This window comes from Vibrio sp. QJM3NY_35, from assembly GCF_057785915.1.
In genome coordinates, this window is the sequence record NZ_CM173507.1 from 259,793 (window position 1) to 273,356 (window position 13,564).

9 protein-coding genes and 16 tRNA genes are annotated in these 13,564 nt (G+C 45.6%); 19 read left to right on the top strand and 6 right to left on the bottom strand.

Annotated features, from left to right (window positions below; translation table 11 throughout):
• Positions 1–278 precede the first annotated feature (278 nt).
• The gene (gene epmA / locus AC3CH3_RS01190) at positions 279–1,250 is read left to right on the top strand and encodes an elongation factor P--(R)-beta-lysine ligase (protein WP_488537564.1); all 972 of its coding nucleotides are present in this window, start codon (positions 279–281) and stop codon (positions 1,248–1,250) included.
• Between the two features lie 84 nt (positions 1,251–1,334).
• On the opposite strand, the gene AC3CH3_RS01195 is transcribed toward epmA, so the two are convergent.
• The 3 genes from AC3CH3_RS01195 to AC3CH3_RS01205 all read right to left on the bottom strand — a co-directional run bounded on the left by AC3CH3_RS01195 (position 1,335) and on the right by AC3CH3_RS01205 (position 6,210).
• The gene (locus tag AC3CH3_RS01195) at positions 1,335–2,222 is read right to left on the bottom strand and encodes a DMT family transporter (RefSeq protein WP_488537565.1); all 888 of its coding nucleotides are present in this window, start codon (positions 2,220–2,222) and stop codon (positions 1,335–1,337) included.
• Between the two features lie 165 nt (positions 2,223–2,387).
• The gene (locus AC3CH3_RS01200) at positions 2,388–4,268 is read right to left on the bottom strand and encodes a methyl-accepting chemotaxis protein (protein WP_488537566.1); all 1,881 of its coding nucleotides are present in this window, start codon (positions 4,266–4,268) and stop codon (positions 2,388–2,390) included.
• 526 nt (positions 4,269–4,794) lie between these two features.
• The gene (locus tag AC3CH3_RS01205; RefSeq protein WP_488537567.1) at positions 4,795–6,210 is read right to left on the bottom strand and encodes an SLC13 family permease; all 1,416 of its coding nucleotides are present in this window, start codon (positions 6,208–6,210) and stop codon (positions 4,795–4,797) included.
• Here AC3CH3_RS01205 and AC3CH3_RS01210 point away from each other — a divergent pair.
• On the top strand, positions 6,137–6,394 hold the full coding sequence (locus tag AC3CH3_RS01210) for a hypothetical protein (protein WP_488538182.1): 258 nt from the start codon (positions 6,137–6,139) through the stop codon (positions 6,392–6,394). The genes AC3CH3_RS01205 and AC3CH3_RS01210 overlap by 74 nt on opposite strands.
• Positions 6,395–6,507: 113 nt before the next feature.
• Here the strand turns inward: AC3CH3_RS01210 and asd are convergent, their stop codons facing one another.
• The gene (gene asd / locus AC3CH3_RS01215; protein ID WP_488537568.1) at positions 6,508–7,419 is read right to left on the bottom strand and encodes an archaetidylserine decarboxylase; all 912 of its coding nucleotides are present in this window, start codon (positions 7,417–7,419) and stop codon (positions 6,508–6,510) included.
• A gap of 125 nt (positions 7,420–7,544) precedes the next feature.
• Positions 7,545–8,600 (bottom strand): small ribosomal subunit biogenesis GTPase RsgA, encoded by a 1,056-nt coding sequence (gene rsgA, locus AC3CH3_RS01220; protein ID WP_017061306.1) that lies wholly within the window; start codon positions 8,598–8,600, stop codon positions 7,545–7,547.
• A gap of 150 nt (positions 8,601–8,750) precedes the next feature.
• On the opposite strand from rsgA, the gene orn reads away from it, so the two are divergent.
• From orn to AC3CH3_RS01305, 17 genes are all read left to right on the top strand, one after another.
• Positions 8,751–9,296: an oligoribonuclease gene (gene orn, locus AC3CH3_RS01225; protein ID WP_010434065.1), complete on the top strand. Its 546-nt coding sequence runs from the start codon at positions 8,751–8,753 to the stop codon at positions 9,294–9,296.
• A gap of 180 nt (positions 9,297–9,476) precedes the next feature.
• Positions 9,477–9,552, top strand: a tRNA-Gly gene (locus AC3CH3_RS01230).
• Positions 9,553–9,605: 53 nt separating this feature from the next.
• Positions 9,606–9,681: transfer RNA gene (locus AC3CH3_RS01235), tRNA-Gly, on the top strand.
• Between the two features lie 87 nt (positions 9,682–9,768).
• Positions 9,769–9,845: transfer RNA gene (locus AC3CH3_RS01240), tRNA-Met, on the top strand.
• Positions 9,846–9,901: 56 nt separating this feature from the next.
• A tRNA-Gly gene (locus AC3CH3_RS01245) sits at positions 9,902–9,977 on the top strand.
• Positions 9,978–10,026: 49 nt separating this feature from the next.
• Positions 10,027–10,103: transfer RNA gene (locus tag AC3CH3_RS01250), tRNA-Met, on the top strand.
• 56 nt (positions 10,104–10,159) lie between these two features.
• Positions 10,160–10,235 (top strand) — tRNA-Gly (locus AC3CH3_RS01255).
• 85 nt (positions 10,236–10,320) lie between these two features.
• Positions 10,321–10,397, top strand: a tRNA-Met gene (locus AC3CH3_RS01260).
• A gap of 56 nt (positions 10,398–10,453) precedes the next feature.
• A tRNA-Gly gene (locus tag AC3CH3_RS01265) sits at positions 10,454–10,529 on the top strand.
• Positions 10,530–10,632: 103 nt separating this feature from the next.
• Positions 10,633–10,709: transfer RNA gene (locus tag AC3CH3_RS01270), tRNA-Met, on the top strand.
• Between the two features lie 56 nt (positions 10,710–10,765).
• Positions 10,766–10,841, top strand: a tRNA-Gly gene (locus AC3CH3_RS01275).
• A 70-nt stretch (positions 10,842–10,911) separates the two neighbouring features.
• A tRNA-Met gene (locus AC3CH3_RS01280) sits at positions 10,912–10,988 on the top strand.
• A 56-nt stretch (positions 10,989–11,044) separates the two neighbouring features.
• Positions 11,045–11,120: transfer RNA gene (locus AC3CH3_RS01285), tRNA-Gly, on the top strand.
• Between the two features lie 70 nt (positions 11,121–11,190).
• A tRNA-Met gene (locus tag AC3CH3_RS01290) sits at positions 11,191–11,267 on the top strand.
• 56 nt (positions 11,268–11,323) lie between these two features.
• A tRNA-Gly gene (locus AC3CH3_RS01295) sits at positions 11,324–11,399 on the top strand.
• 70 nt (positions 11,400–11,469) lie between these two features.
• Positions 11,470–11,546: transfer RNA gene (locus AC3CH3_RS01300), tRNA-Met, on the top strand.
• Positions 11,547–11,602: 56 nt separating this feature from the next.
• A tRNA-Gly gene (locus AC3CH3_RS01305) sits at positions 11,603–11,678 on the top strand.
• 632 nt (positions 11,679–12,310) lie between these two features.
• Here AC3CH3_RS01305 and queG read toward each other — a convergent pair.
• Positions 12,311–13,489: a tRNA epoxyqueuosine(34) reductase QueG gene (queG, locus tag AC3CH3_RS01310; protein ID WP_488537569.1), complete on the bottom strand. Its 1,179-nt coding sequence runs from the start codon at positions 13,487–13,489 to the stop codon at positions 12,311–12,313.
• Positions 13,490–13,564 lie beyond the last annotated feature (75 nt).

Sequence of the window (13,564 nt, forward strand, 5' to 3'; positions counted from 1 at the left end):
ATATGGAGGCATAGAAATTATAGGTTATGTGACTGCAATCACGGCAATGAATTGTTGATAACGATTAACCCACAGGACGGGTGTTAACGGCTTGTTGAGTATAATTTTTGTTATCAATGTTGATGTGAAATCTGTATTGATAATTGTATTGTAGAACGTAATTTTCTGGCTTCATTAAAACAACATTTTGCTTTCACGAATAGAAAGATAGAAGCTTACAAAAGCGATGAAAGGTGGTAATTTTCGTCGCCTAGAATTCAGTAATATGGAACTCAATAATGCACTCTACATGGCAACCGGCCGCAACCATTAAACAGTTAAAGCAACGTGCTGATATCCTTAATCAAATTCGTCAGTTCTTTGCTGAGCGAAACGTGATGGAAGTGGATACGCCGGCGATGAGCCACGCCACGGTGACTGACGTGCATTTGCATACGTTCAAAACTGAATTCGTAGGACCGGGTTATGCACACGGTCAGCCACTGTTCTTTATGACCAGCCCTGAGTTTCATATGAAACGTCTATTAGCGGCGGGCAGTGGCTGTATTTATCAAATTTGTAAGTCTTTCCGGAATGAAGAAAATGGCCGTTACCACAACCCTGAGTTCACCATGTTGGAGTGGTATCGCGTCGGTTTTGATCACCATGACTTAATGGATGAAATGGATTTGCTGTTACAGCAGGTACTTAAATCGAGCTCAGCAGAGCGAATGACTTACCAACAAGCCTTTATCGACGTGTTAGGTGTGTGTCCGCTTGAAGATTCGATGGATACGCTAAAGCAAGCAGCCGCGAAACTAGGGCTCAGCGATATAGCTGACCCCGAGGAAGATCGCGATACGTTATTGCAGCTTCTTTTCAGTATTGGGGTAGAGGCGAAAATCGGCCAACAGGTGCCAGCCTTTGTTTATGATTTCCCTGCATCGCAAGCAGCGTTAGCTAAGATCAATCCAAACGATTCACGAGTCGCCGATCGCTTTGAGGTGTATTTCAAGGGTATTGAACTGGCTAACGGCTTCCATGAACTCGATAAACCACAAGAACAACTGCAGCGCTTTGAAGATGATAATGCCAAGCGTATTGAGATGGGATTATCACCTCAACCGATTGATCATCATTTGATTGAGGCGTTAAAAGCGGGCTTGCCAGACTGTGCGGGTGTGGCTTTAGGTATCGATAGGTTAATCATGCTGGCTTTGGGCTACGATCACATCGATGACGTGACGGCTTTCCCGTTTCCACGTTCTTAGTTTTTTGCTTTTGTTTTTACGGAGAGTTAGTAGTCCTTAGCTATTAACGGTTAACTATTAACTCTCAGCTTTCAATCCGCTTCGCTAGCTAACCAGAATACCAGTGCCCACTACGGCAACAATGGCACCGATCCAAGCGTAAGCGTTCGGTCTTTGCTTGGTGTAAAGCCAGAGTATTGGTAACAACATGATGGGCGTGGTTGAAGATAACAGAGCGACCATGCCGACATTGCCTTCCTGTAACGCATACAAGATCAGCGTCATTCCTACAGCCATTGCTAAAAACCCGTTAACCGCGGTAATCGCGAATATCTGCTTATTCATTGGGTTAAGTGCGCGTGAAAGTTTGGCGCCTGTTAAGCGAAACAGTGAGTGAGCGACAAAGGCGGTGATCATTCGAATGGCAGAGGCAGCAATTGGGTCGATACTGGTTTGCATCACGGGTTTGGCGATGATGCCACCCAGTGCTTGGCAAATCGCAGCTGTAATTCCCAGTGCAACACCAATCCACACAGTGCCTTTAATGGTTTCGAGTTGATTGTTAGCCTGTCCTCGACGACCAAAGAATATCGCGGTTAATACACCACTGAACACCAACGCTGAGCCAATCAGCTCAACCGAAGTCATGCTTTCGCTAAACAGGAAGTAACCAAGAATCGCCGAGAACACGGCATGACAAGAGAACAGCAAACCTGCTTGGCGCGGTCCCATTCGATTCAAACAGGCAAATAGGGCGGTATCACCAATGAAGATGCCAATCAGCCCTGATAGCATCATCGGTGTGACTAGCTCTGTTTCGACCGTTGACCAGCCACCCGTAAACCAAGCCATGCTCGATAAGATAATAGCGGTACAACCCATGCGCCAGCGGCTATAGGCGAAAGAACCTAAGTGTTGAGCAGGCTTTACTGACATCAGGCTCGCGATGGCCCAAAGAAAAGCGGCAGCAAGAGCCAACCATTCGAATCCCATCTGAATAACATCCTTGTGTCTGGGATAAATAAGCTCATCAATATGCATTAAACCGGACTGAGAGCAAAGTGATTCTTATGAAAAGAACCACTTTGTTTCAGTTATCGGTTTACGTCACCTGCCGCTCGGTGGTGAGGTTTAACTTATTACTTTGTTTGAGATGAGTTATACCTTAAAACGCTCCACATCTCGGCGCATCGACTCGGCAGCGCTACTCATTTCATTTGAGCTATTGCGACTGCTTTCAGCTTGTTGTGCAAGATCGTCGGAGGCATCTTTGATCCCTTGCGTATTGCGACTGATGTCTTCGCTGACCGCGCGTTGCTCTTCCGCAGCACTCGCTATTTGCAGCGCCATATCGTTGATTTCAGAGATTGCCTGGGTGATTTTAGTCAGGCTGCCATGAGCTTGCTCTGCGAAGCCAACGCTGTTCTCTGCCAGTTTAGTGCTGGTGGTCATGCTTTCAACGGCATGTTCGGTATTCTTCTGCAGCGTATCAATCATCACGCGGATTTCTTCGGTCGAGCCATGCGTTCTTTGGCTCAGTACTCGAACCTCGTCTGCAACAACCGCAAATCCACGACCTTGCTCACCAGCACGCGCCGCTTCAATCGCAGCGTTCAATGCCAACAGGTTGGTTTGTTCGGCAATGCCTTGAATGGTGGATAGTATCTGATTGATGCTTTGCGCGTTGTTTTCCAGTTCTCGAATAACATTGGCAGCGTCTTCAACCTGAGTTGCAAGACCAGTAATCGCATCGCGGTTTTGTTGAATAACCTCTTGGCCTTCGTTACAAGCGGTGGCTGACGCTTGAGAAGCGGATGCCGTGAGTTCGGCATGGCTAGCCACTTCAGCAGCCGTGGCTGACATCTCATGAATCGCGGTCGCTATTTGATTGATATCGTTTTGCTGATTCTCAACTCGAATGGATGATTGGGTAGCCAGTTGATTGGCTTTCTCTGCATGGTTGTTGAGATCGTGGCTGTGCTCTATTACGCCCTTCAACATACTTTGCATCTGGCTTAAGAACTGGTTTACAAGCTCGGCAAGTTTGCCTATCTCATCCATACGCGTGATATCAATACGTTGAGTGAGGTCACCTCTGCCTTGAGCCAGCTGAGTCAGCGCTTCAGACAAGGTTTGTAATGGGGAAAGTAGGCGGTTTATCACCATTGTGCTCGCAATCGAAATCACGATGTACAGAATCAAAGAGGTCAGGGAGATGAACTGAATCGCGTCAGATACCGCAGAGAATGCCATTTCCTTATCGATAACAATACCCAAAGACCAATCGGTGTTCGGCACGTTGGCAATGTAAACCAACTTATCGCCCTGACCTGGCCAGGTTAATGTGGTAATGGTGTGATTTTGAATCAGCTGTGACACTCGGCTTGCGGTTAATTCTGGGTTTAAGCTCGTAAGTGGTTTTTGGCTTAACGCTTCATCACTGTAAGCAACGATGTTGTTGTTGCCATCGACTAAGAAGGCGAAACCATCGTTATCCAGTTTTACGTTGAGAACCGTGTCGATAATGCTGGTGACGGTTAAGTCTGCAGCCAGCACGCCCTGTTTTTGGCCACTGAAGGCTTTAGCAAAGCTGATGACAATGCTGCCGTCAAAGTCCTGATAAGGTTCGGTAATGATGAGATCTGATGTTGCGTTGGCATCTTTATACCAAGGGCGAGTGCGCGGGTCGTAGCCTGTTGGCCAATCTTCACCTTTGTCGCCATAGGCGATCGTGCCATCGCTGAATCCTGCATAAACAGACAAGAATTGTCCGGCTTGCTTGGTGATCAATAACTCGCGATCAGAGTTGCTACTACTTGAAATAGTCGATTCATTGGCAAGCATCATATCACTGCGGATTGAGAGCCAATCGGCAATGTAATTGGTGGTGCCAACACTGACATTTTTCATTTCTTGGTTAATCGCGACCTCGGTTTCTTGAGTGAGCTGATTAACTGATATCCAGGCTTGAGCGCCACTCACGACGGCGATAATGACCGCAATTGCGATCTGAATTTTAAATTTAATCGTATGTCTCAAGGTCTATTCCTCTCTATTAGACAAAAAACTAGGGCGTGTTGACCTTTCGCGGTTCAATTTTGTTCGAGATAAAAGCGTTTTAATCGCGGCGAGGGGGAAGTAGCCTAGCCATTCTAAGCAAATCCCCCTCAACAAAGAGTAAAACGCTTTTAGCCGAACCCTTCGGGCAGCGTTTGCTGGTCATTTCTACTGCGTTATCGGCTTCTCATGTAGGCTAGCTACACATCAAAACCTCTGCCTTGTAGACATACCCAGCAATTCGCTGCAAAAATCAGCTCGAAAGGTCAATACGCCCTAATGACAGTGACGTACTTGATGGTGAATTGGTGTGTCTCTGATGCGTGTATAGTGCCGTTGTCTTGATGTTAGTAAATGTGTTTAAAATCAAAAATTTAAAATGGCTTATCGTTATTTTTAATAAACCGTGAAGTAGAATCACAATTATCTATCGATTAAAAACTGATAAACCCTCCAGAGAGCGAAATCATGATTGCTATCTGGAGGGTTGTAGTGAAAAGCTAACGTGCTAGGTGATAATAAACAGTGCGAGGTAAACCATCAGCAAGCCCACAATACCTAAGATGATGCCCATCTTCGCCATGTCTTTGCTTTCGATAAGCCCGGTCGAGTAGGCCAGTGAGTTTGGTGGTGTCGATACTGGCAGAATCATACCAAGTGACGCAGAGAAGGCGACCACAACCAGCAAGCCTTGCAGGCCACCAATCGCAACTAGGCTTTCCATGGAAGCACCAATTGCAGCGGCTATCGGCATCAGCAAGTTGGCAGTCGCAGTGTTTGACATGAAGTTCGCCATTAACCAACACACAATAGATAACGTCAGTACCACAGCCGCCGGTGACAGCGACTCATAGTCAATCGCGTGTGCGAGTGCAGCGGCTAAGCCTGTTTTATCAAGGCCGATACCAATCGCGATACCACCTGCGACCAGCCACAACACATCCCAGTTGATCAGCTTGAGCTCTTCTTTGCCCATGATGCCTGTGAGCGTAAACACAGCCAGTGGAATAATAGAGACCACATAGGTGTTCATGCCATGCAGTTTGGTGGTCATCCACAATAAGATTGTCGCAGCGAAGGTGATGTAAACCACAATCGCTCGCCAGCTCTTTCTAAATTGTCCATCGAGCTTGAGCACCATGTTTCTTTCTTTAGAAGGGAAGAGTTTTTGTAGAAGAAACCAAGCGATGGTGAGTTGGATGATCACAAAGGGTAAGCCCATCATCATCCAGCTAAGGAAGTCGATGGTGTTTTCACCGGTTAGGTATTGCAGCGCGATGGCATTGGGTGGTGTACCGATGGGGGTCGCAATACCACCGGTGTTGGCAGCAATTGGAATACACAATACGAGCGCCTTAATCCCCATATCGCCTTTTGGTGCAGAAGCTACGATCGGACCGAGCAGCGCAAGCATCATTACCGTCGTTGCAGTATTCGACATGAACATCGAGAACACGGCGGTGATCAGCATTAAACCAAGCATGATAAAGCGCGGTTCTGTACCGAATGGTTTGAGCAGCACTCGAGCTAGGTTGTTATCGAGTTCGTATTTGGATGCGGATATCGCAAGAGCAAACCCCCCCATGAAAAGGATGATGATCGGTGACGAAAATGCACCGAAGATGTCGGTATATTTGATTAATTCACCGAGATCGTGTCCTGCTGGTGGGTTTCTAAATAGATGCAAACCCTTGTCGGAAATCATCACCAATTCAAGCGCAATGATCAGAATTGAGGTGGCGAATACCGGAACGGGTTCAAGCACCCACAGTAGAGCTGCTAGTAAGAATATCGCCAACAAGCGGTGTTGAATCAGCGTGAGGTCATCGATAGGTATGGAATCTATTGGCATGAATAACACGCCTAAGGGAATCGTAAAACAAATCAACAGCTTGACCAGAACGCCAACATTGAGTTTAGGCATGTACAAAGACCCTATGAATAAAATATCTTCAAATAGAGTAAGTTATCTGGATTTCTGGTACTTGGAGACGGGTTATAAAATCGAAAAGTTGTTTAAGGTTTCGGCAACTGTTTTGTTTTTGGTCAATCTTTTTTCTGGGCAATTCAACGTACTGATCGTTGAGAGCAAGCTTGTCGGTAGTTAGATTGGTTGAAATCTTGAAGGGAAGTGTCTCGAACTAGATAACAAAAAGGCGCGTTCTTCTCTAAATATAGAAAAATAACGCGCCTTTAAAACTGAATGAGTCAACTCAAACGGTTAAGCTTGGTCTGTGCTCTCAGCTGAATCAACAGCTTCAGTCTCAACGTCTTTACCAGCAATATGCGCGAAAGGGGTGCCTAGAACGGTTTTCTCACCATTCTGCATCGTTTCGTCAAACTTGATGGCATCTTTAGCAAATAGATTGATAACCGTTGAACCAAGTTTAAAGCGACCCATCTCTTCACCTTTTTTCAAGACGATTGCTTTATCACCTTGTGCAGGGTAGTCCCATTTGTAAACAGAGTTACCGCGAGGTGGTGTGATAGTGCCAGCCCATACTTGTTCTATACTGCCGACGATAGTTGCGCCAACCAGCACCTGTGCCATTGGGCCAAACTCTGTATCGAAGATACAAACTACACGCTCATTACGTGCGAATAGGTTTGGAACATTCTCTGCCGTTAGCGGGTTTACAGAGAAAAGGTCACCAGGAACGTAGATCATCTGGCGCAGTGTGCCATCGCATGGCATGTGAACACGGTGGTAATCACTTGGCGATAAGTAAAGTGTCGCGAATTCGCCGTCTTTGAACTCATCCGCTAGGCTTGAATCACCGCCCAATAGTTCGCGAGCTGAGTAGTTGTGGCCTTTAGCTTGAATAAGTTGGCCGTCAGTAATTGGGCCAAATTGGCTTACGCGTGCGTCAGCAGGGTGAACAATAACAGACTCACCTTCAGCAATAGGACGCATGCCTTCTTTCAATTCACGTACGAAGAATTCATTGAATGTTTTAAAGTGTTTTGGATCGCTATGCAGAGCTTCATCCATGTTTACTTTGTATTGCTTGATGAACCAGTTGATGATCGCTGTCGTTAAGCCACCCGCTTTAGCAGACGCCAGTTTACCGACTAGGCGAGTTAGCCCATGCTGTGGGATCCAGTACTGCAATCCAACTTTAATCTTATCCATTGTATTAATTTTCCAATGCTAATTGTTTTTCAATTAAATCTGTCGATGACGGTTTAGGGCGCGAGATGTTACTTAAATTCACGCCAATTGTCAGTAAATGCACATATTTGTTCACAAAAACGCGATTAGAGATCGGCTTTTTTGTTGCGTGAATACTGACGGTTATCTTTGTTACTCGCCATGCTTTCAATGATGCGGTGGTAGTTGTCGAAACGTAATCGACTGATCTTTCCGTTTTCTACCGCTTCGCGCAGGATGCAGCCTGGGTCATCAATGTGTTTACAGTCACGGAACTTACAACCGCCAAGGTAAGGCTTGAACTCGATAAAGGCTTCAGTGATTTCGTCAGCTTCTAGGTGCCATAGGCCGAATTCACGTACTCCTGGTGAATCAATCAGATCACCACCAGAAGGGAAGTGGTATAAACGAGCTGCCGTGGTTGTGTGCTGACCAAGACCTGAGTTCTCAGAGACTTCGCCTTCTTCAATGTCTAGCGTTGGCATTAATGCATTCACTAGGCTTGATTTACCCACACCCGATTGACCAACAAAGATGTTGATACGGTCTTTGAGTTCTGCTTCCAGCTCTTTGATGCCGTAGCCAGACTCTTTACTCACGAACATCACTTTATAGCCGATCTTCTCGTACTCTTTAAGTGTTTCACGGTATTCAGCAATCTGCTCATCAGTCAGTAGATCGACCTTGTTCAGTACAACAAGCGGCGCGATGTTCACCGTTTCTGAAGCAATTAGGTAACGGTCGATAATATTAAGTGATAGCTCTGGTAGCACAGCCGAAACGATAACCATTTGGTCGACGTTCGCAGCTACTGGCTTTAGGCCATCGTAGTAATCAGGGCGAGTCAGCATTGAAGTTCTCGGTTCAACCGCTTCCACAACGCCAGAAATACCGGCCATTGATTCTAAGCCTGCGCGCCAAGTCACTCGGTCACCAGAAACTAAAGTCTCGATACTACGGCGTAAGTTACAACGATGAACTTCGTTAGTTTCAAGATCTTCGATATCAGCATGTTGGCCAAAGCGCGTAATCACGAGTCCGCTTTTGGTTCCGCCAAGCATGTTCTCATCCCATTGGATAGAATCTTCTTTCTTGAGTCGCTTGTTCTGGTTGCTACGTACACGACGTACTTGACCTTTGGTTAACTTCTTTTTTTTAGCCACAATTTTTCACTTAACACATCTAACTTGATGATTGGGGACTCAAACAGGATGTTGCTGGTACCACGTGATTTCGATGGTCCTAAAGCTAGTTTGAGTATAGTTATTTGGGTATAGTACCTCTTTTACACATAAACAAATAGGCGACGCCTTATGTCCTTTAGCGATCAGAACCTTATTTGGGTTGATCTAGAGATGACAGGACTTGATCCTGAAACTCATAAAATCATTGAAATTGCTACTATCGTTACTGATAGTGAGCTTAACATCCTGGCTGAAGGACCTGTTTTGGCTATTCACCAACCTCAGAGTGAATTGGACAAGATGGACGAGTGGTGCACAACGACGCACACTGGCAGCGGCCTTGTGAAACGAATTCAAGAAAGCACGGTTTCAGAGCAAGATGCCATCCAACAAACCATTGAGTTTCTTGAAAAATGGGTACCAAAAGGTAAGTCACCAATTTGTGGCAACAGCATTGGTCAAGACCGCCGTTTCCTATACAAGCACATGCCAGAGTTAGAAGAGTACTTCCACTACCGCTATGTTGACGTAAGCACTCTGAAAGAGCTGACTCGTCGCTGGAAACCTGAAGTGTTAGATGGTTTTTCTAAGTCGGGAAGTCACCTTGCGTTAGACGATATTCGAGAGTCGATCGCCGAGCTGCAGTACTACCGAAAAACGATTATTAACATCTAGTCGAATAAAATGATCACGTTTATCTAACTTTTCAGGGACATAAGAGCCGTTTTTTTTGCAAATCTGTGTGCTTTTACAGCAGTTGAGTAAAAAGTTTCGTAATTTTGCATTAAGGACTTGCATCACAAAAAAATGCTCTTATAATTCGCAGCCCTGAACGGCGAAAGACGTTTTCAGATTGCGATACTAGCTCAGTTGGTAGAGCGCAACCTTGCCAAGGTTGAGGTCATCGGTTCGAACCCGATGTATCGCTCCAATTTGTAGGTTACGGCGAAAGCGGTAATCGAAAGGTGAAAGACCTTTTATAATGCGATACTAGCTCAGTTGGTAGAGCGCAACCTTGCCAAGGTTGAGGTCATCGGTTCGAACCCGATGTATCGCTCCACTTTTATTCGAACAAGAAGTAGTATTCTTAGAGCTTTGCTCAGAATGAAAATGGTTTAGTCTCATTGTCTTAAACAATGCATCCGGACGCGGGATGGAGCAGTTTGGTAGCTCGTCGGGCTCATAACCCGAAGGTCGTCGGTTCAAATCCGGCTCCCGCAACCACATTACAGTTAAGCGCCGTTTATTGTCCAAGGCAGTAAGAGCAGCGATTAACTAATGCGATACTAGCTCAGTTGGTAGAGCGCAACCTTGCCAAGGTTGAGGTCATCGGTTCGAACCCGATGTATCGCTCCAAATTAGTCTCCTAGAGACAAGATTCATTGACTTAAACAATGCATCCGGACGCGGGATGGAGCAGTTTGGTAGCTCGTCGGGCTCATAACCCGAAGGTCGTCGGTTCAAATCCGGCTCCCGCAACCACATTACAGTTAAGCGTTATCTGTTGCCCAAGGCAGTATGAGCAGCGAATAACTAATGCGATACTAGCTCAGTTGGTAGAGCGCAACCTTGCCAAGGTTGAGGTCATCGGTTCGAACCCGATGTATCGCTCCAAATTCAGTTCTTAGAAGTCATCTCCTAGAGAAAGTACTCAGAATGAAAATGGTCTAGTCTCATTGTCTTAAACAATGCATCCGGACGCGGGATGGAGCAGTTTGGTAGCTCGTCGGGCTCATAACCCGAAGGTCGTCGGTTCAAATCCGGCTCCCGCAACCACATTACAGTTAAGCGCTATCTGTTGCCCAAGGCAGTAAGAGCAGCGATTAACTAATGCGATACTAGCTCAGTTGGTAGAGCGCAACCTTGCCAAGGTTGAGGTCATCGGTTCGAACCCGATGTATCGCTCCAAATTCTATTCTTAGAAGCTGTCTCTTTGAGAAAGTGCTCAGAATGAAAATGGTTTAGTCTCATTGTCTTAAACGGTAATGATGCGAAAAGAGAAACATCCGGACGCGGGATGGAGCAGTTTGGTAGCTCGTCGGGCTCATAACCCGAAGGTCGTCGGTTCAAATCCGGCTCCCGCAACCACATTACAGTTAAGCGCTATCTGTTGCCCAAGGCAGTAAGAGCAGCGATTAACTAATGCGATACTAGCTCAGTTGGTAGAGCGCAACCTTGCCAAGGTTGAGGTCATCGGTTCGAACCCGATGTATCGCTCCAAATTCTATTCTTAGAGCTTTGCTCGGAATGAAAATGGTTTAGTCTCATTGTCTTAAACAATGCATCCGGACGCGGGATGGAGCAGTTTGGTAGCTCGTCGGGCTCATAACCCGAAGGTCGTCGGTTCAAATCCGGCTCCCGCAACCACATTACAGTTAAGCGCTATCTGTTGTCCAAGGCAGTAAGAGCAGCGAATAACTAATGCGATACTAGCTCAGTTGGTAGAGCGCAACCTTGCCAAGGTTGAGGTCATCGGTTCGAACCCGATGTATCGCTCCAAATTCTATCTCACGCTTTTTGCTGAAGATGAAAATGGTTTAGTCTCATTGTCTTAAACAATGCATCCGGACGCGGGATGGAGCAGTTTGGTAGCTCGTCGGGCTCATAACCCGAAGGTCGTCGGTTCAAATCCGGCTCCCGCAACCACATTACAGTTAGGCGCTATCTGTTGCCCAAGGCGGTAAGAGCAGCGAATAACTAATGCGATACTAGCTCAGTTGGTAGAGCGCAACCTTGCCAAGGTTGAGGTCATCGGTTCGAACCCGATGTATCGCTCCAAATTCTATCTCACGCTTTATGCTGAAGATGAAAATGGTTTAGTCTCATTGTCTTAAACAATGCATCCGGACGCGGGATGGAGCAGTTTGGTAGCTCGTCGGGCTCATAACCCGAAGGTCGTCGGTTCAAATCCGGCTCCCGCAACCACATTACAGTTAAGCGCTATCTGTTGTCCAAGGCAGTAAGAGCAGCGATTAACTAATGCGATACTAGCTCAGTTGGTAGAGCGCAACCTTGCCAAGGTTGAGGTCATCGGTTCGAACCCGATGTATCGCTCCAGCTTTCTTCTAAAAAGCTATTAAGACTCTTTAAACCACCGTGTTTTTCTTTAGATCACAGAGTTTAAAGACGACCTTAAGGGTCACGCTCTTTCTTTAATGCTGCGAAGCATAATCCCCCCAAAAAGCAAATAATCCTCCATCATGGTGGATATTTTTTTGTCTTAAATTTTTCTTAGCAACTGGAATGCTAGTAAACATCAGGTCTCTGAAGCAGATACTTGAGGTTTTTCACATCTATAAACAGACTTATCCACAAAATGTTAGGTGTGGATAACTTGGTTGATAAAGTTGTTTCAGGCTTAATTCTTTACCTATCCCTAAAAGATCTTTCTTGTTTTCAATATATTAGATGAATTGCAGCGATCGTAACTTGTTGTTTTTTATCAAGTTGGATGCCTATCTTGGATTTAATAAAAGATCGTTAACTTGTTGTTTTTTGATCTTAATCATTTATCGGTACTGTGTTTAACTTTGCGCGGGTGTCGGAAGTTTACGAGAGTTCTGAATTTTTTCCACATTGTTAGAATTGAGAACAAGGTCAAACATTGTTCTAAAATTATGTGCAACGAGTTGTCTTAAATGTTGGACTGTTAGTGGGGGCTCGCTTGCCATACATTGGTATATAAAGCGTTAAGCGTCTCTTGGTAGTCCTTTCTCTACTATACGTATCAGTCTGTGCTTTTTGGTGAGGATTTTGCTGTTATTTTTTTGTACACAGCTATTTTTCTGCGTAGAGCTATCTTCTTGCACACTGCTAGCGTTGGGTAACTGCTGTAGTTGTTTATTCAAAGCCCACTCAATATGCACATCCAACATATCGTTTTTTCCTTGATGAGATTCCAGCGTTTCAACAATGCGTTGTTGGAATGGTGCATTGCCCATCGCAACAAAGATATTGCGTAACCACTGGGTGTGGCCGATACGTCTTATTGCTGAGCCTTCCATTTTCTTTAGGAAGGTTGCTTCGTCCCAACTTGAAAGTGAAACCAGATCGGCTTCTTGGAAATCTTCTCTGCGGTGAAAGTCTGTTTGTTCTGTAAGTTCGGCATGACGATTCCACGGGCAAACTAACTGACAGTCATCACAACCATAAATACGGTTACCAATGGCATCTCTATATTCTTCAGGGATCACACCATCGTATTCAATGGTTAAGTATGAGATACATTTTCGAGCATCCACTACGCCATCAGCAATAATGGCACCCGTTGGGCAAGAAGTGATGCATGCGGTGCATTTGCCGCACTCATCGACACTGGGTTCATCCGTTGGAAGAGGGATGTTAACCAACAGCTCCCCTAGAAAGAACCAAGAGCCAGCGTCTTTATCAAGAATTAATGAGTGTTTACCTGTCCAACCCAACCCTGCTTTCTGAGCGAGCGGTCTTTCCAAAATAGGCGCTGAATCGACGAAAGGGCGTGAGTCTAAACCCTCGACCTCTTTTTCAATTCTTTGTCCCAGCTTTTTCAACTGGTTACGGAACAATTTGTGATAGTCGCGGCCTAAAGAATAACGGCTGATGTAGCCTTGAGTGGTATCGCTTAGGTTAGAGGCGAACTGAGCTTCTGGTGGTAGGTAGTTCATTCGAGCGCTGATCACTCGAATTGCACCTGGGTGAAGTTCATCAGGACGTGCACGCATCATCCCATGTCGAGCCATCCAATCCATTTCGCCGTGGTTGCCTGCATCTAGCCATGCTTGAAGAGGGGCTTCGTGTTCACTTAAATCAACATCGCAGATGCCAACTTTTTGAAAGCCTAGTTCTTTTCCCCAGATTTTAATTTTTTCAGCAAGATGGTCTAGATTCATGGCTTAATTCTTATTTTCTCTGTTTTACAATTAGAGATAAGGCTAATTAAAATTAGGTTCGGCAAAAATGGGGGC